General features: G+C 59.8%; 16 protein-coding genes. 12 read left to right on the top strand and 4 right to left on the bottom strand.

What is annotated here, in order from left to right; translation table 11 throughout:
- Window positions 1-41: 41 nt before the first annotated feature.
- The 3 genes from G5149_RS16075 to lpxL all read right to left on the bottom strand — a co-directional run bounded on the left by G5149_RS16075 (window position 42) and on the right by lpxL (window position 4,697).
- On the bottom strand, window positions 42-1,187 hold the full coding sequence (locus G5149_RS16075; RefSeq protein WP_421212967.1) for a mannitol-1-phosphate 5-dehydrogenase: 1,146 nt from the start codon (window positions 1,185-1,187) through the stop codon (window positions 42-44).
- A 37-nt stretch (window positions 1,188-1,224) separates the two neighbouring features.
- Window positions 1,225-3,147 (bottom strand): PTS mannitol transporter subunit IICBA, encoded by a 1,923-nt coding sequence (locus G5149_RS16070; protein WP_421212966.1) that lies wholly within the window; start codon window positions 3,145-3,147, stop codon window positions 1,225-1,227.
- A 626-nt stretch (window positions 3,148-3,773) separates the two neighbouring features.
- A complete protein-coding gene (gene lpxL / locus G5149_RS16065; RefSeq protein WP_216979539.1) occupies window positions 3,774-4,697 on the bottom strand; it encodes an LpxL/LpxP family Kdo(2)-lipid IV(A) lauroyl/palmitoleoyl acyltransferase in 924 nt (307 codons plus the stop codon).
- A 229-nt stretch (window positions 4,698-4,926) separates the two neighbouring features.
- On the opposite strand from lpxL, the gene hldE reads away from it, so the two are divergent.
- On the top strand, window positions 4,927-6,354 hold the full coding sequence (gene hldE, locus G5149_RS16060; protein WP_216979538.1) for a bifunctional D-glycero-beta-D-manno-heptose-7-phosphate kinase/D-glycero-beta-D-manno-heptose 1-phosphate adenylyltransferase HldE: 1,428 nt from the start codon (window positions 4,927-4,929) through the stop codon (window positions 6,352-6,354).
- A gap of 128 nt (window positions 6,355-6,482) precedes the next feature.
- Here hldE and tolC read toward each other — a convergent pair whose 3' ends face one another.
- Entirely contained in the window at window positions 6,483-7,811 is a 1,329-nt protein-coding gene (tolC, locus tag G5149_RS16055; protein ID WP_005343100.1) for an outer membrane channel protein TolC, read from the bottom strand.
- Between the two features lie 305 nt (window positions 7,812-8,116).
- Between tolC and nudF the strand changes: the two genes are divergently transcribed.
- The 11 genes from nudF to G5149_RS16000 all read left to right on the top strand — a co-directional run bounded on the left by nudF (window position 8,117) and on the right by G5149_RS16000 (window position 19,884).
- The gene (gene nudF / locus G5149_RS16050) at window positions 8,117-8,758 is read left to right on the top strand and encodes an ADP-ribose diphosphatase (RefSeq protein ID WP_005343102.1); all 642 of its coding nucleotides are present in this window, start codon (window positions 8,117-8,119) and stop codon (window positions 8,756-8,758) included.
- A gap of 46 nt (window positions 8,759-8,804) precedes the next feature.
- Window positions 8,805-9,209 (top strand): DUF1249 domain-containing protein, encoded by a 405-nt coding sequence (locus tag G5149_RS16045; protein WP_421213003.1) that lies wholly within the window; start codon window positions 8,805-8,807, stop codon window positions 9,207-9,209.
- Window positions 9,210-9,231: 22 nt separating this feature from the next.
- Window positions 9,232-10,050, top strand: coding sequence for a 3',5'-cyclic-AMP phosphodiesterase (gene cpdA / locus G5149_RS16040; RefSeq protein WP_041234061.1), 819 nt, complete (start codon window positions 9,232-9,234; stop codon window positions 10,048-10,050).
- 9 nt (window positions 10,051-10,059) lie between these two features.
- Window positions 10,060-10,647 carry a YqiA/YcfP family alpha/beta fold hydrolase gene (locus G5149_RS16035; protein WP_421212962.1) on the top strand — a complete coding sequence of 196 codons (588 nt, stop codon included), beginning with the start codon at window positions 10,060-10,062 and terminating at the stop codon, window positions 10,645-10,647.
- Window positions 10,648-10,649: 2 nt separating this feature from the next.
- A complete protein-coding gene (locus G5149_RS16030) occupies window positions 10,650-11,273 on the top strand; it encodes an NUDIX hydrolase (RefSeq protein WP_421212961.1) in 624 nt (207 codons plus the stop codon).
- A 196-nt stretch (window positions 11,274-11,469) separates the two neighbouring features.
- A complete protein-coding gene (locus G5149_RS16025) occupies window positions 11,470-11,712 on the top strand; it encodes a DUF1656 domain-containing protein (protein ID WP_139408694.1) in 243 nt (80 codons plus the stop codon).
- A complete protein-coding gene (locus G5149_RS16020) occupies window positions 11,705-12,568 on the top strand; it encodes an efflux RND transporter periplasmic adaptor subunit (RefSeq protein ID WP_421212959.1) in 864 nt (287 codons plus the stop codon). Before G5149_RS16025 ends, G5149_RS16020 begins: the two co-directional genes overlap by 8 nt.
- A gap of 4 nt (window positions 12,569-12,572) precedes the next feature.
- Window positions 12,573-14,582 (top strand): FUSC family protein, encoded by a 2,010-nt coding sequence (locus G5149_RS16015; protein WP_421212957.1) that lies wholly within the window; start codon window positions 12,573-12,575, stop codon window positions 14,580-14,582.
- A gap of 115 nt (window positions 14,583-14,697) precedes the next feature.
- Window positions 14,698-16,608 carry a DNA topoisomerase IV subunit B gene (gene parE / locus G5149_RS16010; protein ID WP_219271657.1) on the top strand — a complete coding sequence of 637 codons (1,911 nt, stop codon included), beginning with the start codon at window positions 14,698-14,700 and terminating at the stop codon, window positions 16,606-16,608.
- Window positions 16,609-16,691: 83 nt separating this feature from the next.
- Window positions 16,692-18,986 (top strand): DNA topoisomerase IV subunit A, encoded by a 2,295-nt coding sequence (gene parC, locus G5149_RS16005; RefSeq protein WP_042032650.1) that lies wholly within the window; start codon window positions 16,692-16,694, stop codon window positions 18,984-18,986.
- A 76-nt stretch (window positions 18,987-19,062) separates the two neighbouring features.
- Window positions 19,063-19,884 carry a hypothetical protein gene (locus G5149_RS16000; RefSeq protein WP_421212956.1) on the top strand — a complete coding sequence of 274 codons (822 nt, stop codon included), beginning with the start codon at window positions 19,063-19,065 and terminating at the stop codon, window positions 19,882-19,884.
- Window positions 19,885-19,982: the final 98 nt, after the last annotated feature.

The following is a 19,982-nucleotide window of genomic DNA, read 5'->3' as shown; positions in this document are numbered from 1 at the left end:
CAATCAATAGGAGCATCCGGTCATGCGCCGCCAGCAGGGTATTACAAGGTCTCGTAACGAGCCACTATGGTGCGGACGATTTCGCTCTCTGCATCCAGTCCGGTGACGCGGGCCAACGCTTTGGCCGGGCCAAGCTCCGCCAGCAGCTGTTGCAGCTCCACTGCCTGCGGATCATCGGCATTGCGATAATGGAGCGCCGCGGCGATCCCCTCCTGCAACTGCTCGTTTGGCAGGCCGTACTCCAGGGTGCCGAGCAGCGGCTTCACCAGTCGGTCCCCCGCCGCCAGCTTGCGCAGTGGCTGACGACCGACCCGGTCAATCTCGTCCACCAGATAGGGGTTGGCGAAGCGGGAGAGGATCTTCTCGATGTAGGCGGCATGCAGGCGCGGGTCGAAGCCGTAGCGTTTCACCAGCACGGCACCGCTCTCCTCCATGGCGCGGCGCACCTTGCTGCGGATCACCGGATCTTCGATCGCCTCGCGCACGGTGCGATAGCCCCGCAGTTTGCCGAGGTAGGCGGTGACGATGTGGCCGGTGTTGAGGGTGAACAGCTTGCGCTCGACGAAGGCCATCAGGTTGTCGGTGGGCTCCATGCCCGCCACCTGCGGTAGCTCCCCCTTGAACTGGGTCTGGTCGACGATCCACTCGCTGAAGCTCTCGACCGTCACTTCCAGCGGATCATCGTTGGCAGCCGTGGCGGGCGGTACGATGCGATCCACCGCCGAGTCGACGAAGCCTATACAGGATTCGAGCGTGGCATGATACGCGACCGGCAGGTACTTGAGTACCTCCCGCTTGAGGTGGCTGGTGCCGCGCACCATGTTTTCACAGGCGATGACGTTCAGCGGTGTCAGGTTGCCGGCATCGAAGCGGGCCTGCAGCCCCTTGGCCAGGGTACTGGCAATCTTGTCCAGAATGTTGGGGCCGACCGCGGTGGTGACCAGATCGGCGGTGATGATGCGGGCGATCACCTCGTGACCGGCGGAGCTCACCGCCGCCACGTTGCGCACCACGTCCAGTTTCTGATCCGCCCCTACTACATGGACCTTGTACTCCTGACGGTGGTTGAGCTGGTCGATCAGGGTGTCGTTGACGTCGGCGAAGGTGACCTGATGGCTGGCATCCGCCAGCACTTTACCGATAAAGCCGCGACCGATGTTACCAGCACCAAAATGTAATGTTTTCATGATATTAACCTCTTGAACCAAAGACGATGAAAGATGATTAGGCAGCCTGTTCGGCACCCAGCAGATCCAGGAAGGCCTGGGGATCCGTGGTGCTGGCCAGCCGGTCGATGAGACCGGGTTCATCCAGTGCATTGGTCAGGCGGGTTATCACCTGCATGTGTTCGTCGTTGCGGGCGGCGATGCCGATCACCAGCCGCGCCACCTCATCGGCGGCTTCGCCAAAGGCTACCCCGGCCGGGTACTGGCAGATGACGATGCCGGTACGCTTCACAAACTCCTTGGCGGCGATGGTGCCGTGGGGCACGGCGATGGATTCGCCGAGGTAGGTGGAGACCAGCTGTTCGCGCTCCAGCATGGCGTTGACGTAGTCGGGCGCCACGTAGCCGCGCTCCGCCAGCAGTCGGCCTGCGGTCAGGATGGCGGCCTCCTTGCTGTCCGCTTTCAGTCCCAGATGCACGTCATGACGGCTCAGGGTAAAGACTTCGGCGGCCTGCGGCTCGTAGCTGTCGTCGTTGGCCGCCACCAACAGTTGCGGGTTGGCGACATCATCGTTGGCGGCCTGGCTCAGGCTTTGAACCAGCTCCTGATAGAGGCCGTTGTCGAGGAAGTTGGTCAGGGAAATATGGTGAGCGTGCGGCGCGTGGCGACGGGCCCGCTCGGTCAGATCCTTGTGGGTGATGACCCAGTCCACCTGATCGTCGAGCTGATCGATGGCGCGGTTGGTGACGCTGATATCGAGCCCGGCGGCCTGCACCCGCTTGCGCAGCAGGCCGGCGCCCATGGCGCTGGAACCCATGCCCGCATCGCAGGCGACCACAATATTGCGCACCGCCATCAGTTCACCGCCCGGCTTTTTGGCCGCTGCGGTTTCAGGCTTGCCGCCCTTCATGGCTTTCATCTTGCGGGTGGCTTCACCGAGGGCATCGGCCTCGTCGGCTTCCGGCTGCTGGGCACGCACGAATACGGCGGCGACCAGGAAGGAGACCAGAGTGGCGCTGATGATGGAGAGCGCGACCCCGATCAGGGAGGCTTTCGGTGTCATCAGCAGCACGGCGAAGATGGAACCCGGTGAGGCAGGGGAGACCAGACCGGCATTGAACAGGGTCAGGGTAAAGACCCCGGTCATGCCGCCGGCGATCACCGCCAGAATGAGGCGCGGGTTCATCAGCACATACGGGAAGTAGATCTCGTGGATGCCGCCGAAGAAGTGAATGATGGAGGCGCCAGCCGCTGACTGCTTGGCTGCACCACGACCGAACACCATGTAGGCCAGCAGCACGCCCATGCCCGGGCCCGGGTTCGCTTCAATCAGGAAGAAGATGGAGCTGCCGTGCTCGGTCGCCTGCTGGATCCCCAGCGGTGAGAAGATGCCGTGGTTGATAGCGTTGTTGAGGAACAGGATCTTGGCCGGTTCGACAAAGATGGAGGTGAGCGGCAGCATGTGGTTTTCCACCAGGAAGCCGACGCCACCGGCCAGCAGGCCGGAGAGCACCTTGACGAAGGGGCCGATCACGAAGAAAGCGAGGATCGCCAGCAGCATGCCGATAAGCCCGGCGGAGAAGTTGTTGACCAGCATCTCGAAGCCGCTTTTGACGCGACCGTCCATCGCCTTGTCGAAGCGCTTGATGGCCCAGCCACCGAGCGGGCCGACCATCATGGCTCCCATGAACATGGGGATATCGGTCCCCACGATGACACCCATGGTGGTGATGGCACCGACCACGCCGCCGCGCTCACCGCCCATCAGTTTGCCGCCGGTGTAGCCAATCAGCAGCGGCAGCAGGTAGGTGATCATGGGGCCGACCAGCTTGGCCAAGGTTTCATTGGGCAGCCAGCCGGTGGGGATAAAGAGGGCGGTGATAAAGCCCCAGGCGATAAAGGCGCCTATGTTGGGCATGACCATATTGGACAGGAAGCGTCCAAAATTCTGTATCTTGACTTTGGTATCCGGTGATAACATGTCGGGACCCCGTTTTAAGCCTGTTTGATTAAAAGTGGTAGTCGGGATGGCTGGTTTTGCCGAACCTCCATCCCGGTCGTCTAAGCAACTTCAATCTACCAGCTTGATATCAAATTAGGCTGAAAACGGGGTGTCTTGTGATCAAGCTCTCAGATACCCAGCCATACCCCCTCCCAAACCAGTGATCCTGATCACGTTCGAGAGCTGTAATTCGGCTACATTTCGATCTTTTCTGTTTTGAATGACCATTTTTTGTGATTTAGGTCACCACTTCAGCTTTGCCGCTCCTTCGTGTAAAGGTGATTCACATCACAAATTCAGTTTTTGTATTCGAATGGGACAAATCACTCAATTACTCATCAGTGGGTAGTGGCGATGGATCTATCGAAATACTCCATTGCTTACCAATGAATCAATAAATTTGTAACCCGCTTTCAGTTTTTACGGTCGGTGATGAGGGCTCTTTTGCGGCTGATTGATGGGAATGGGCGCCAACATGCAGGATGCTATCGAGCGGCAGATGTTCGGGGCGCTTGTTTGCCGCGCAGGCCAGATTGCAGATAAAAACAAACCGCCAGCAGGCGGTTTGTCAGTTTTTGCGATCTGGCCCCTGTTGAGGCTGCGGCTCAGTAGAAGCCGGCATTCTCGGGAGAGGGGCGGGTCTTGAAGCGGCGATGGAGCCACATGTACTGCTCCGGCGCCTTGCGCACCGCAGCTTCAATCTCGCGGTTGGCGCGGGCGGCATCAATCATGTCATCTCCGCTCGGGTAGTCGGCGAGCGGCGCCCCGATATGCAGGGTGTAACCCTCGCTGGTACGGATGTTGTAGCAGGGCAGGGTTACGGTGTTTTTAACCCGAGCCAGGGTGGCGGTGCCGGTGATGGTGGCCGCCTGCTCTACCGCGAAGTAGGGCACGAACACGCTGGCGTGGCTGCCGTAGTCGTGATCCGGTGCATACCAGAGGGCGTCGCCGTTGCGCAGCGCCTTGATCATCCCCTTCACATCCATCCGGTCCACCAGATATTTGTTGGAGGCGCAGCGACCGTGGTACTGGGCATACTCCAGCACCGGGTTGGTGTTGGGGCGATAGACGCCGACCCCGGGGCGCACCAGCCCGAAACAGCGGGCGTTGAGTTCCAGCGTTAGGAAGTGGCAGGAGAGCAGCAGCATGCCCTGACCTTTTTCCATGGCAGCGATGACATGCTCTTCCCCTTCCACTTTCATCAGGTTGCGCATCCGCCAGTCTGGCCAGAACCAGGCGATCCCCACCTCGAACACGGCGCAGCCCACGCTCTCGAAGTTTGCCTTAAGCAGTTTCTCCCGCTCATCCCGGGTCAGCTCGGGCATCGCCAGCTCCAGATTGCGACGGGCGATCTTGACCCGGGACTTCAATATCCTGGCGGCGAGACGACCGAGCTGACGGCCCAGCCACATCTGGCTGCGCCACGGCAGCAGGGTCAGCAGCCAGAGCAGGCCGAGGCCGAACCAGCTGGCCCAGTAACGGGGATGAAACAGGCGGGGCTCGAGGCGGGGAGCGTTGTCGTGGGCCATGGCTAATCTCTTGTTCGCAAACACAATCGGGGGATTCTAGCCGAAAAGGGGGGGCGGGGGCGAATGGCAGTGTGCTGGTCAGAGGGGCTAATTGTGGTTCACTGGTGTTACGGGAATCCTAACTATCGGTTTCCTTTAAATGGAAACCGCAGGTTTGCTTTTTCTCCCTCAAATAAAAGAGTGTGATAAAATCGGCGACTGATTTTTCAGGTTTTGAGAGTCGATACAGATGAAGATCACCCTGCCCGAGTTTGAAAAAGCCCGCGTTCTGGTCGTTGGCGATGTCATGTTGGACCGTTACTGGCATGGCCCCACCGGCCGGATCTCCCCCGAGGCGCCGGTGCCCGTGGTCAAGGTTGAACACATTGAGGAGCGTCCCGGTGGCGCGGCCAACGTGGCCCTCAACTCCGCTGCGCTGGGCGCCCACGCCGTGCTGCTTGGCCTGACCGGTCAGGATGAAGCTGCCGATGCGCTGGCTGGCCAGATGGCTGGCGTCAAGGTGGCCTGTGATTTCGTTCGTCTGGCCGACTTCCCGACTATCACCAAGCTGCGGGTGCTGTCCCGCAACCAGCAACTGCTGCGTTTGGACTTTGAAGAGCCCTTCCACTCCGTCGATGCCACCCTGCTGATGAGCAAGGTTGAGCAGGCGCTGCCAAACAGCGACGTGATGATCCTCTCCGACTACGGCAAGGGTGCTCTCAACGACGTGCCCGGCATGATCCAGCGCGCCCGTGCCGCCGGTATTCCTGTGTTGGTCGACCCCAAGGGGACCGACTTCGAGAAGTATCGCGGTGCCACCCTGCTGACCCCCAACATGTCCGAATTCGAGGCCGTGGTGGGCAAGGTGAAGAGCGAAGAAGAGCTGGTCGCCAAGGGGCTGGATCTGGTCAATCGTTTCGAGCTGGATGCCCTGCTGGTCACCCGTTCCGAGAACGGCATGACCCTGATCCGCGAAGGTCAGCCGGAGCTGCATCTGCCGGCTCAGGCCCACGAGGTTTACGATGTGACCGGTGCCGGTGATACCGTGATCTCTACCCTCGCCACCTCGCTGGCGGCAGGCAAGAGCCTGGACGAAGCCTGCGCACTGGCCAATACCGCTGCCGGTATCGTGGTCGGCAAGCTGGGTACCTCTACCGTCAGCCCGGTCGAGCTGGCCAACGCCCTCTACACCGAGCAGGAGACAGGCTTCGGCGTGATGTCCGAAGCCCAGCTGAAAGTGGCGGTTCGTGCCGCCCGTCTGCGTGGCGAGAAGGTGGTGATGACCAACGGCTGCTTCGACATCCTGCACGCTGGCCATGTCTCCTATCTGGCCAACGCCGGCAAGCTGGGGGATCGCCTGATCGTGGCGGTCAACACCGACGAGTCGGTTCGCCGTCTCAAGGGGCCGGGTCGTCCGGTCAACCCGACCGAGCGCCGCATGGCGGTGCTGGCTGCGCTTGGCGCGGTGGATTGGGTTGTGCCGTTTGGTGAAGATACCCCACAGCGCCTGATTGCCGAGATCCTGCCAGACCTCTTGGTCAAGGGCGGTGACTACAAGCCGGAAGAGATTGCAGGTTACGCCGAGGTGACTGCCAATGGCGGCGAGGTGCGCGTTCTCAACTTCGAGGATGGCTGCTCCACCACCGACATCATCAAGACGATCCGCGAGCGCGGCTAACGATAGTGTTTGCCCCACTGGATGGTGGGGCCGACAGACGGCGCGATAAACAGAGAGAGCCGCCGACAAGAATCCGGATAACAAAAAGGCGACCTTGCGGTCGCCTTTTTCATGTCCGATAACGGCTATCAGGCTTTGGCCTTGGCTTTTGCGGTGGCAGGCATCAAGCCCTGGTTTACTTCCACCAGATCCTGCGCTTCCAGCACACCGGCAGCCTGCTTCAGGCTCAGGATATTGAGGATGTAGTTGTAACGGGCTTCGGAGAGCTTCTGCTTGGCCTCGTAAAGCTTGCGAGTGGAGTCCAGCACGTCGACGATGGTACGGGTACCCACTTCGTAACCGGCTTCGGTCGCCTTCAGGGCGCTGTCGGCGGAGACCACAGACTGGCTGTAGGCACGTACCGAGCCGATGCTGGCATTCACGTTGTTATAGGAGGAGCGCACCGTGCTCTGCACCGAGCGGAAGTTCTTCTCAAGCAGCTCGCTGGCCGCAACATAGTTGTATTGAGCCTGCTTAACCTTGGAGCTGGTGGCGCCACCGCTGTAGAGGGGCAGCTTGAAGGTCAGACCGATATTGGCCTGGTTGTCATTGCCACCGTTCTGAATGCTATCCAGCTTGTAATCGGTATTGCTGGTTTGCAGGCCGGCGCCCAGATCCAGGGTCGGCTCGTGGCCGGTCTTGGCGAGATCGATCTGCTCCTTGGCGATGTCCTTGGCGATGCGGGCATTGTGCAGTTGCAGGTTCTTGTCCAGCGCCAGCTCCAGCCATTTGTCGGAACCGAAGGCGGTCTTCTGCGGGCTGAAGCGATCGGTGTTGAGGATGTCCAGGTTGCGGTGATCAACACCGGTCAGCTCGCGCAGGGCTTCGTAGCTGTTATCCAGAGTATTCTCGGCATTGATCTCGTCAGCCAGCGCCTGGTCGCGAGAGGCTTCCGCTTCATGCACATCGGTGATGGCGGTCAAACCCACTTCGAAACGCTGCTGTGTCTGCTCCAGTTGGCGCTCTACTGCAACCTTGTTGGCACGCACGAACTCCAGGGTATCCATCGCCTTGAGCACATCAAAGTAGGCTTTGGCAGTGCGCACCATCAGGTTCTGGATTTCGAGGTTGTAGGCGACATCAGACTGGGTGGCCTGCTTCTCGCCGATATCCAGATTGACCCAGTTGCTGCGACGATAAAGGGATTGTGACAGCGTCAGCTCACCCTTGGCGTTGTTATTGGTCTGGGTATCGTTCTTGTTTTGCAAATAATTGAGCCCGGCGCCCAGATCAATCTGGGGTAGCAGGGGGGCGCGGAATTCGTTGATCTTTTCGAAGGCCTGGTCGCGAACGGCTTTGGACTGCAGCAACTGCGGGTCTTTCAGCTGGGCTTGTTGATAGATATCGAGCAGGTTTTCGGCGTGGGCACCGGCACTGACGCCCAGCAACACCATGACGGACAAGAGTGTTCTTTTCATAGATCGTTTTAACCTTATGTAGTAACCCAAACTGGTTGCTGGAGAGGGCAAATATTGTCGCCGACCAAGCTTGATTGCAGCTTAATCACTCTACTATAAGCAAAATTTAATGCGAAGTGTCTCGGGTCCGGTGACGGGAACGTCAAGAACCGGCTGCAGTTTTCTCCCCGAGTGCCTAGCCAAATGGTCTGTGGCTGCTAAAATCCACCCCTCATTACCATGTTACACCGAGTGAATGAATGTTCATTCATGTTCCTCGGATTTTATGGTCAAACTGGTTCAAGTCAAGCTGACGGGAGTCCCTGATGTCGCAGCAACCCTTGCCGCAAGATCGGCATTACGCCGCTGATGATGTGAAAATCATTGAAAAATCAGCTGGATATAACGGCTTTTTCAAGGTGAACGTCTATCGCCTGCAGCACAGGTTATTTGCTGGTGGTTGGAATCAGCCCATCGTACGCGAGCTGTTTGAACGGGGCCATGCTGCTGCGCTGCTCCCCTATGATCCGGTGCGCGACCAGATAGTGCTGGTGGAGCAGTTTCGCATCGGCGCCATGGAGACCAGCCCGACCCCATGGTTGCTGGAGCTGGTGGCCGGCATTATCGACGAAGGTGAGACTGCCGAGGCGGTGGTGCGTCGCGAAGCGGTGGAAGAAGCAGGGATCGAGGTAGCCCGCTGCGAACATGCCATCAGCTATCTGGTGAGCCCGGGCGGCAGTACCGAGCGGATCGAGGTCTATGTGGGCGAGGTGGATGCCAGCAAGGCGAGCGGTTTGCACGGTCTGGCGGATGAAGGCGAGGATATCCGGGTCCACGTGGTGAGCCGCGAGCAGGCCTACGCCTGGCTGAAAGAGGGGCGCATCGACAACGCCGCCTCGGTCATCGCCCTGCAGTGGCTGGCCCTCAACCACGGCGAGTTGCGCGCCCGCTGGTTGGCGGAGCGCTGAGTTGGCTCAGACCCAGCAACAGAGCAGGCGCTATGTGCCTGATCTGATGTCCTTGCAGCGTACCTGCGAGGTCAATTACATGGCGCTGATGAAACTGCTGCCGCCAGATGGGGAAGTCGGATCTGAACGCCGCTATCGTGTTGGCAACGCTCTGCAGTTCCAGCTCACCATTTGTGGCGAGAGTCGCTTCACTTCTCAGGTTCTTTTGAGTCAGCACAATCCCGAGTTGCCCGAATATCTGCAGGCTCAAATCGAGATTCGTTTGTATCATGATGTGCGGATGGCGGAAGTGTGTGCAGCGCAACAGATTTCCCGTTTGCAACCACGTTATGATTACCCCAACAAAAAGATGCACCAGCGGGATGAAAAGGAGCAGGTAAATCTGTTTCTGGCCGAATGGCTGAAATTTTGTCTCAGGCATGGCACCAGCCCCATCAATATCTCCAGTTGAACAAATATAAAGAAGCGTGATTTTGGAAACAGAGCTCCCCCAGGCGCAGGACGGCAGTGTGCGCCTGTTGCAAATTACCGATACCCATCTCTTTGCCAGTGAAGAGGGACGGCTGCTGGCCGTGCGTACAGCAGAGAGTCTGGCTGCCGTGCTGGAACAGGTGCAGGCCAACGACCATCCCTACGAGGTGATCCTGGCGACCGGCGATCTGTCGCAGGATCACAGCCCGGAATCCTATCTGCGTTTTGCCTCCATGATGGCGCCTCTTGGCCGCCCCATCTACTGGTTGCCCGGCAATCACGATGACAGTCCGCTGATGACCGAATACCTCCATGCCGCCGGGATCAGTGAGTCCAAGCAGTTGGTGGGAAACCACTGGCAGGTGATCCTGCTCGACACCCAGGTGCGTGGCAAACCCCACGGCATGATCGGTGATCACCAGCTGGAAGCGCTCGACCGTGCTCTGCGCCAGTATCCGGATCGCCACGCCCTCATCGCCCTGCACCATCAGGCGGTGCCGGTGGGTTGTGCCTGGCTGGATCAGCACAATCTCAAGAATGCCGATGACCTGTTTGCCGTGCTGGCTCGCCACCCGCAGCAGAAGACCATTCTGTTTGGCCACGTCCATCAGGAGTTTGACGAGGTGCACCGCGGCGTGCGGCTGATCGCCAGCCCATCGACCTGCATCCAGTTCAAACCGCTCTGTGACGGTTTCGCGCTGGACGAGTCCGGCCCGGGCTGGCGCTACCTCACCCTCTACCCTGATGGCCGTATCGCCAGCCAGGTGTGGCGTCTGCCGGTGGGGCAGTTTGTGCCCGACCCCAATGCCACCGGTTATTGAGGAGTCGCCATGAAGCCCGTTCTCCTCTACCTGCACGGTTTCAACTCCTCACCCGGTTCCGCCAAGGCGCAGCAGATGGCGGCCTGGGTGGCCACCAACCGACCCGATATAGAGGTGGTGATCCCGGCCCAGCCCAATACGCCAGCGGCAGCCTGGGCGGCCATCGAACAGACCATTGCCAATTTGCAGAGCCGCTATGGTAGTGAATTCAAGCTCGGCGCCGTGGGTAGCTCCCTCGGTGGCTTTATGGCGACCCGGGTCAGCGAGCAGCACGGCTGCCGCGCTGCCCTAATCAATCCCGCGGTGCGCCCGCATGAGCTGCTCTGTGACTACCTTGGCCCCCAGACCAATCCCTATACGGGTGAGCAGTACCAGCTGCTGCCTGAACATATGGATGAGCTGCGAGCGCTGGCGGTACCGGTGACGGCGCCGGAGCGACTCTGGATCCTGCAGCAGCAGGGAGATGAGGTGCTCGACTATCGCAAGGCGCTGGATGAATACCGTTTTGCCCGCCTCTCGCTGGAGTGCGGCGGCAACCACGCCTTTGTCGCGTTTGAGCGTTACCCCGCCCAGATTATCCGTTTCCTCGGGCTTTAATCATGCAACCGCCGTTGTCCGCCTTTCTGGAACAGGTACTGGCCACGGCGCAAGCGGGCCTCACCTACTCCAAAGACCCCTTCGATATCGGCCGTTTCGAGGCGCTGCGAGCGGCCACCGTGGCCCTTATTGCCAGCCAGAGCGAGCTGGCGCCGGAAGCCATTAGCGACTGGATTGCCCTCGATCACGGTTATCCCACCCCCAAGCTCGATGTGCGGGCCTTCATTCAGAACGATGCGGGCCATATTCTGCTGGTGCAGGAGCGCAGCGACGACTGCTGGACTCTGCCCGGTGGCTGGTGCGATATCGGTGACTCGCCGGCGGATGCCGTGGTGCGTGAAGTCGTTGAGGAAACCGGCCTTGCGTGTCGGGCGGTGCAACTGCTGGCCCTGTTCGACAAGCTAAAACACCCTCATCCACCCCAGTTGCCCCACGCCCACAAGGCTTTCTTCCTGTGCGAGGTGACCGGCGGCCAGCTGCTGGGCGAAACCGATGAAACCAAAGGGGCGGGGTACTTCCCCATCGACGACTTGCCCCCGCTCTCCCGCCATCGGGTGGTGGCCTCCCAGCTGCGCACCCTCCATGAGCACTTGCAGCAGGGGCGGCGCGATACCCTGTTTGATTGACATCTGAGGAAGTGAACCCGTTCGAGCTGGGGGAGGTGCCGATGCGCGATGGAGTGCACCATCCAGCGGATCGACAGGCCTGAACGAAAGGGGCTCATATGTTCCTGTTGCGCCCTGCGGGGCAGTGTTAATCTTTAGCGGCCTGTTTACTTTGCCTCGCCCGGGGCAGGGGATGGCCGAACTCTTCTGAACTTCACTGCCAACAGGGAACACGTTTGTGACAACTCCTTCTGCGCTGCCGGATCTGGTACTGGGCGCCTCTCTCTACTTTCCGCCGCTGTTCAAGGCGGTGCTGCTCGGCCTGCTCTGCTGGCTGCCGGTGCATCATCTGCTGCGTGACTGGCTCTATGGCGGGGATGTCTGGCACCCCATGTTGATGGATCTCTCTCTCTTTATCCTCGCCGTCAGCGGCGCTTTATGGATGCTGTTACATGGCTAAATCACCTCTCGCGACCCTCAAATACTTCTCCACCCTGCTGGTCTGCGCGCTGGCGCTGGCGGCGGGCTGGTGGCTGTGGAACTACTACATGCAGGGGCCCTGGACCCGGGATGGCAAGGTGCGCGCCGAGCTGGTCAGCATTACCCCCGAGGTGTCGGGCAAGATCATCAAGATCGCGGTGAAGGACAACCAGCTGGTGAAAGCGGGGGAGGAGATCTTTACGCTCGACCCCGAGCCCTACCGGATCGCCCTCGATAATGCCCGGGCGGCGCTGGCCAAGGCGAAATCGGATCTCGACAAGGCCGAGCATGAGGCGAACCGCCGCAGTGGCCTGTCGCGCAGCGTCATCTCCGCCGAGACGATGGATGAAGCGCGCCTCAATGCCCAGGCGATGCAGGCGGCCTATCAGGTGGCACAGGCCAATCTGGAGAAGGCGGAGTGGTCGCTGGCCAAGACCCGGGTGCATGCCGCGAGCGATGGCTACATCACCAACCTGCAGACCCGGGTCGGCAACTACGCCAGCGCCGGTGTGCCGCTGGTGGCGCTGGTGGATACTCACTCCTTCTATGTACAGGGTTACTTTGAAGAGACCAAGCTTGGCCACATAGCGCCGGGCAAACCGGCCGAAGTGGTGCTCTACAGCGGTGAGCAGCGGTTGCGCGGCGAGGTGGAGAGCATAGGGCGCGCCATCCACGATCAGAGCGTCGATGGCGGCAACGGTCTGCTGATCGACGTCAAACCCAACGTGCCCTGGGTGCGGCTGGCCCAGCGGGTGCCGGTGCGGATCAAGCTGCTGGATGTGCCGGCGGACGTGACGCTGATCGCCGGCACCACCTGCACCATCACCATTGGCTAGTAGGGTGAGCGAGTCGTTCTGGCTGCGCACCCCCTGGGGGAGGGCGACAGGGGGGCAGTGGCGCTATGCCCTGCGCAATGCGCTGGCCATGTGCCTGTCGCTCTGGCTGGCCTTCGTGCTGCAGCTCGACTCTCCCTACTGGGCCATGAGCTCGGCTGCCGTGGTGAGTTTTCCCACCGTGGGCGGGGTGATCAGCAAGAGTCTGGGGCGGGTGGTTGGCAGCCTGATGGGGGCGATGGCGGCGGTGGTGATCACCGGCCTGGGTATCAGCGATCCCTGGCTGTTCAGCTTCCTTATCGCCCTCTGGCTGGGCTTGTGCACCTACATCTCCAACCACTATCAGAACAACGTCTCCTACGCCTTTGCCCTCGGCGGTTACACCGCCGCCATCATCGCCTTCTCCTGCGTCAATGTGGCGGATCCCCACCATATCTTCGATATTGCCCAGGCGCGGGTGAGCGAGGTGATCATCGGCATCCTCTGCGGTGGCCTGATGATGATGATCCTGCCCAGCACCTCGGATAGCGAAACCCTGTTGGAATCCCTGCGCAAGAGCCAAGCTCGCCTGCTGGAGCATGCCCAGCTGCTCTGGCTGGGGGAGATGACGCCCGAGGTGCGCAGCTCCCACGAAGGGCTGATCGGCCAGATCCTCACCATGAACGTGCTGCGCATACAGGCGGTCTGGAGCCATCACCGGTTGCGGCGCCAGAACCGGCTGCTCAACTTCCTGCTCCATCGCCAGCTGCGCCTGATCAGTCTTATCTCCAGCCAGCGCCGCATGCTGCACAACTGGCCGGAACAACCGGAAGGCATTCAGGCGCTGCTCGCCACCCTGCTGGCCGAGCTTGGCAAGCCGGGGTGCGACAAGTATCGGGTCGCGAGGTTGCTGGCTCCCCTGATGCCGACCAGCGAGCATGATTATCGACTGCGCACCTTTTTGCTGCGGCTGCGCCATTTCTGCTGGAGCTATCTGGAGTGCCAGCGCTGGCTCGACCGGTTGACCCGCTACGACGATCAGGAGTGGCCGGCGCCGCCCCGTCACACCTCCCTCACCAGCCATACCGACACGCGGGAGGCCGCCTACAACGGCGGGCGCACCTTCCTCTGCGTGCTGCTCGGCTGCACTTTCTGGATCAACAGTCAGTGGGATGCGGGCAGCTCGGCGCTCACCATGCTCTCCATCTGCTGCGTGCTCTACTCGGCGACCCCGGCGCCGGCTCAGGGGGCCAACACCATGCTCAGGGCGATCCTGCTGCTCAGCCTCATCTGCTTTACGGTCAAGTTTGGCCTGATGATCCGCATCGACGATTTCTGGATCTTCTGCCTCTTGCTCTTTCCGGCGCTGCTCACCATGCAGCTCTGCAAACAACAGCAGGTGCGGCAGGCGGGCCTCTGGGGCCAGATGATCGTGCTGCTCGGCTCGTTTCTCGCCATCACCAATCCGCCCAGCTACGACTATCAGCAGTTCATCAACAGCAGCCTTGCCCAGATGCTGGGGGTGATGAGCGCCGCGCTGGCGTTTCAGCTGCTGCGACCCAGCTCGGATCGGCGCAAGAGCCGCCGCCTCATCCGCTCCCTGCGCCGCCACTTCATGGAGCAACTGGAGCCCGCCCCGCGCCAGAGCGAGAGCCAGTTCGAGTCGCTCATCTACCACTGCATCAGCCAGCTCGGCCAGAGTCAGGATCAGACCGCCCGCCTCTGGGTATTGCGCTGGGGCGTGGTGCTGCTCAACTGCAGCCATATCGTCTGGCAGCTGCGCCAGTGGCGCGGTGACGAGCACCCCCTCTATCTGGTGCGCGACAACTGTATCCGCAGCCTGAAGGGGATCCTCACCGAGCAGGGGGTGCAGCACGCCTCCTTGGATCGCACGCTGGCCGAGCTGCAGCGGATCAGTCAGGGGCTGGCCAACCATGGCGATGGCACGGCGCGAGAGCTGGCAGGCATGGTGTGGCGGCTGCAAAGTTCGCTCTCCCAGCTGCAACAGGCGCTGCCGGGCCCCGCCGAGGGGAGCTGAAACAGCCTTGGGAGGGGCACAATCCCCTCCGGATCACCCTTTCCCGCAGCCAAGTTTGTCCAATACCCTCCCAACGAGTAAGATTCTCCCCAAACGTCAATTCGCAAGGCCCTCCATGTCTACTCAATACAATGCGGATGCCATTGAGGTCCTCAATGGCCTTGAACCGGTGCGTCGCCGCCCCGGCATGTATACCGACACCACCCGGCCCAATCACCTCGGCCAGGAGGTCATCGACAACAGCGTCGATGAAGCGCTGGCAGGTCACGCCCGCAATCTGGAGGTGATCCTGCATGAAGACCAGTCCCTCGAAGTGATCGACGATGGCCGCGGCATGCCGGTCGATATCCACCCGGAAGAGGGGGTCAGCGGGGTGGAGCTGATCCTCTGCAAGCTGCACGCGGGCGGCAAATTCTCCAACAAGAACTACCAGTTCTCCGGCGGTCTGCACGGGGTGGGTATTTCGGTAGTAAACGCCCTCTCCGATCGGGTCGAGGTGACGGTGCGTCGCGACGGTCAGGTCTACGACATCGCCTTCGAGCGTGGCGAGAAGGTGCAGGAGCTGACCATCACCGGCACTTGCGGCCGTCGCAACACCGGCACCCGGGTGCGCTTCTGGCCGCAGGCGAGCTACTTCGATTCTCCCAAGTTCTCGGTCACCAAGCTGGAGCACCTGCTCAAAGCCAAGGCGGTACTCTGCCCCGGCCTCACCATCAAGTTCCTCGACAAGAACACCGGCATCAAGCTGGAGTGGTGCTACGAAGATGGCCTCAAGGATTATCTGGTCGACGCGGTCAAGCAGTACACCTGCCTGCCGGAGCAGCCCTTTATCGGCTCGTTCAGCTCCGAACAGTCGGCGGTGGACTGGGCGCTCTGCTGGTTGCCGGAAGGGGGCGAATGCCTTGCCGAATCCTATGTGAACCTCATTCCCACCGCGCAGGGCGGTACTCACGTCAACGGCCTGCGTCAGGGCCTGCTCGACGCCATGCGCGAGTTCTGCGAGTTCCGCAACCTGCTGCCGCGCGGGGTCAAGCTGACTCCGGAAGATATCTGGGATCGCTGTGCCTACATCCTCTCCATCAAGATGCAGGATCCGCAGTTCGCCGGTCAGACCAAGGAGCGCCTCTCCTCACGCCAGAGCTCGGCGTTTGTCTCCGGCGTGGTGAAGGATGCCTTCAGCCTCTATCTGAACAGCAACACCGAGCTGGCAGAGCAGATCGCCGAGATCTGTATCTCCAGCGCCCAGCGCCGGATGCGCGCCGCCAAGACGGTGGTGCGCAAGAAGATTACCCAGGGCCCGGCGCTGCCCGGCAAGCTGACCGACTGTGGCTGCGCCGACCCCATGCAGGGCGAGCTGTTCCTGGTGGAGGGTGACTCCGCGGGCGGCAGTGCCAAGCAGGCGCGGGATCGCGAGTTTCAGGCCATCATGCCGCTGCGCGGCAAGATCCTGAACACCTGGGAGGTGGAGGCCGGTCAGGTGCTCGCCTCGCAGGAGGTGCACGACATCTCGGTCGCCATCGGTCTTGACCCCGACTCCAACGACCTCAGTGGCCTGCGCTACGGCAAGGTGTGCATCCTCGCGGATGCGGACTCGGACGGTCTGCACATCGCTACTCTGCTCTGCGCCCTGTTCGTAAAACACTTCCGTGCGCTGGTGGAGAAGGGCCACGTCTATGTCGCCATGCCGCCGCTTTACCGGATCGATATCGGTAAAGAGGTCTACTACGCCCTCGACGAGGACGAGAAGAACGGCGTGCTGCAGCGGGTCGAAGCCGAGAAGAAGAAAGGCAAGGTGATGGTGACCCGATTCAAGGGCTTGGGCGAAATGAACCCGAAACAGCTGCGGGAAACCACCATGGATCCCAACACCCGCCGTCTGGTGCAGCTCACCATGGATCCGGCAGGGGAGAGTGAAGGGGATGCGGCTGACGAGACCCTGCAGCTGATGGACATGCTGCTGGCCAAGAAGCGGGCGAGCGATCGCCGCGAATGGCTGGAAGAGAAGGGCAACCTCGCCATCATCTAAGCCGTCGGCCGGCCCTGTCGGGGCCGGCAAGCATTTAGCCGGAGTCGCCCTGTGGCGGCTCCCGAACCGAAAGAGAAAATCACATGAGTGATGCTATCGAGCTCAGTCTGGACGGGGTAGAGCGCCAGCCAATGCGCACATTTACCGAACAGGCTTACTTGAACTACTCCATGTACGTCATCATGGATCGGGCCTTGCCGCATATCGGCGACGGCCTCAAACCGGTGCAGCGGCGCATCATCTACGCCATGAGCGAGCTGGGTCTGTCGGCGCTCTCCAAGCACAAGAAATCCGCCCGTACCGTGGGTGATGTGCTGGGTAAGTACCACCCGCACGGCGACAGCGCCTGTTATGAAGCCATGGTGCTGATGGCCCAGCCCTTCTCCTACCGCTACCCGCTGGTGGATGGTCAGGGCAACTGGGGTGCGCCGGACGACCCCAAATCCTTCGCCGCCATGCGTTATACCGAAGCGCGGCTGTCGCGCTTCTCCGAGCTGCTGCTCTCGGAGCTGGGGCAAGGCACGGTGGAGTGGACGCCGAACTTCGACGGCACTATGAAGGAGCCGGTGGTGCTGCCTGCCCGTCTGCCGCACATCCTGCTCAACGGGGTGACCGGTATCGCGGTGGGGATGGCGACCGACATCCCGCCCCACAACGCGCGGGAAGTGGCCTACGCCTGTGCCGAGCTGCTCGACAACCCCAATGCGGGGCTCGATGTGTTGATGCAGCACATTCAGGGGCCGGACTACCCGACCAACGCCGAGATCATCACCCCGCGCGACGATATCCGCAAAATCTACGAGACCGGCAAGGGCTCCATCAAGCAGCGGGCGGTCTGGAGCGAGGAGGATGGCGACATCGTCATCACAGCGCTGCCTCATCAGGCCTCCGGCGCCAAGATCATGGAGCAGATCGCCGCCCAGATGGTGGCCAAAAAGCTGCCGATGGTCACCGATCTGCGCGATGAATCGGACCACGAGAACCCGACCCGTCTGGTGATCGTGCCGCGCTCCAACCGGGTGGATGTGGAGGGGCTGATGGCCCACCTGTTCGCCACGACGGATCTGGAGAAGAACTACCGGGTCAACCTCAACATCCTCGGCCTCGACAACCGGCCGCAGGTGAAGTGCCTCAAGACCATCCTCAGCGAGTGGATCCAGTTCCGCCGCGAGACGGTGCGTCGCCGCCTGCAGTTCCGCCTCGACAAGGTGCTGGCTCGCCTGCACATCCTCGAAGGCTTGCTGATCGCCTATCTCAACATCGACGAAGTGATCGAGATCATCCGCACCGAGGATGAGCCGGGCAAGGTGATGGTGGAACGCTTCAACATTACCGAGACCCAGGCCGAAGCGATCCTCGAGCTGAAACTGCGCCATCTGGCCAAGCTCGAAGAGTTCAAGCTGCGCGCCGAACAGAACGAACTGGCCGAAGAGCGCGACAAGCTGGAGCTCATTCTGGGCTCCGAGCGCCGTCTCAACACCCTGCTCAAGAAAGAGCTGCTGGCCGATGCCGAGAAGTACGGCGACGATCGCCGCACCCCGCTGGTGGAGCGGGCCACCGCCGTGGCGCTGACCGAGAAAGAGCTGGTGCCGAGCGAACCGGTCACCGTCATCCTCTCCGACAAGGGGTGGGTGCGCGCTGCCAAGGGCCACGACGTGGATGTCGAGGGGCTCTCCTACAAGGCGGGGGACAATTACCTCACCCACGCCTTTGGCCGCAGCAACCAGCAGGCGGTGTTCCTGTCGAGCTTTGGCCGAACCTACTCGCTGGAGGCGCACACCCTGCCCTCCGCCCGCAGTCAGGGCGAACCGCTCACCGGCCGCTTTGCGCTGGGCGCCGGTGAAGAGGTACGTCATCTGGTGATGGGCAACGAAGGCGAGCCGTATCTGATCGCCAGCGACGCCGGTTACGGCTTTGTCTGCACCTATGACGACCTCATCGGCAAGAACAAGAACGGCAAGGCGCTGCTCACCGTGCCGGAAGGGGGGCTGGTGATGGCACCCCAGAAGATTGGCTCGCCGGAGACCGATCTCTGCATGGCTATCTCCAACGAGGGGCGTATGCTGCTGTTCCCGATGAACACCCTGCCGGTGCTCGGCAAGGGCAAGGGCAACAAGCTCATCAGCATTCCGTCGGCGCGCGTCAAGGCGCGGGAGGAGTTTGTGGTGATGGCCGCCGTCATCCCGCAGGGCCAGTCGGTCACCCTGTTTGCCGGCAAGCGCAAGCTGACTCTTAAGCCATCTGACCTTGACTACTACCGCGGCGAGCGCGGCCGCCGCGGCGCCAAGCTGCCCCGCGGTTTGCAGCGCGTGGATCGCATCGAGATTGAACCCGCCGCCGGTGCCGAACCGGCAACTGGGGAAAATCAGGAAGGGTAATTAATATAGAAGGGCGCGAAAGCGCCCTTCTATTATTAAAAGTCACGTATTAAGATTATAAATTTATGGGGTAGATATGAGCCAGGTCTTTAGAGTGGTAAATACCTATTATGAAGATTTTGAATCTTATGATTGTGTTTTTACATTTAAAACCATTAGATTTTGGTTGTGTCTTATATCGTTAGCTTTTTTTATCTTGGCTATGTTATGGCGATTTGAAGCTTTTGCTATCCCACATGTTAATGTTAGTTTGTCGAATAGAACTATTTTTATTTTCTTGCTTGAGTTTTGTTTTTTGATGTCATGTTTTAGTTTGAATTTGCTAAGGGATGAAATAGTTGTATCTAGAATGCAGAAAAAGTTAAAAACCAATGAGAAAAAACTTAGCAAGTTAAAATTAATTTGGCTGCAGAAGACAGTTGGGGTCGGAATGGATGGTTATTTATCCTTAGCTAAGGAACTAGATCAGTTATTGGACTTACGTAAAAAGCATAATAATAATTTTTCACCATCGTTACAAACTATCGTTCACCTCATTTACACGTCAGATGCAAAAAATCGTATATTGGCATTGTTTATTTCAGTGTCTGCGGCTACTGTGGCTTTAAGCATTTCCGCTGGCTCTAATATTAATGATGTTTTTTCTTTTATACAGGAAACTGGTTGGTATCAGTTTTTTATATTAGATGCAACAATTGCTTTTGGTATATTTGCCTCTGTTGTAGGAATACGACTGATGGCTTGGATGGTATACGTAGCACTATACAAAATCTCTGATAAGGTAAAAGGCGTGAATGATATTGATCACTTTAGGGTAAGCCTGTTCATAAACCAATTATTACTTGCATATACTTTCAAAAAAGCAAAAATAACAGTGAGCGTAGATGAAAATAACTGATATGTATTGTAAATATTTTTATATGCAATGTTAATATGTAGTCGTTGATTAGCGAAGCCTAATCAGACGATTGCGAAAACCAGTTATAGCCACCTTGT

The organism is Aeromonas sp. 600479 (genome assembly GCF_049175515.1).
Lineage (GTDB): Bacteria > Pseudomonadota > Gammaproteobacteria > Enterobacterales > Aeromonadaceae > Aeromonas > Aeromonas veronii_A.
Note: the sequence above shows the minus strand (reverse complement) of the source record. Positions and strands in the feature narration are given on the sequence as shown.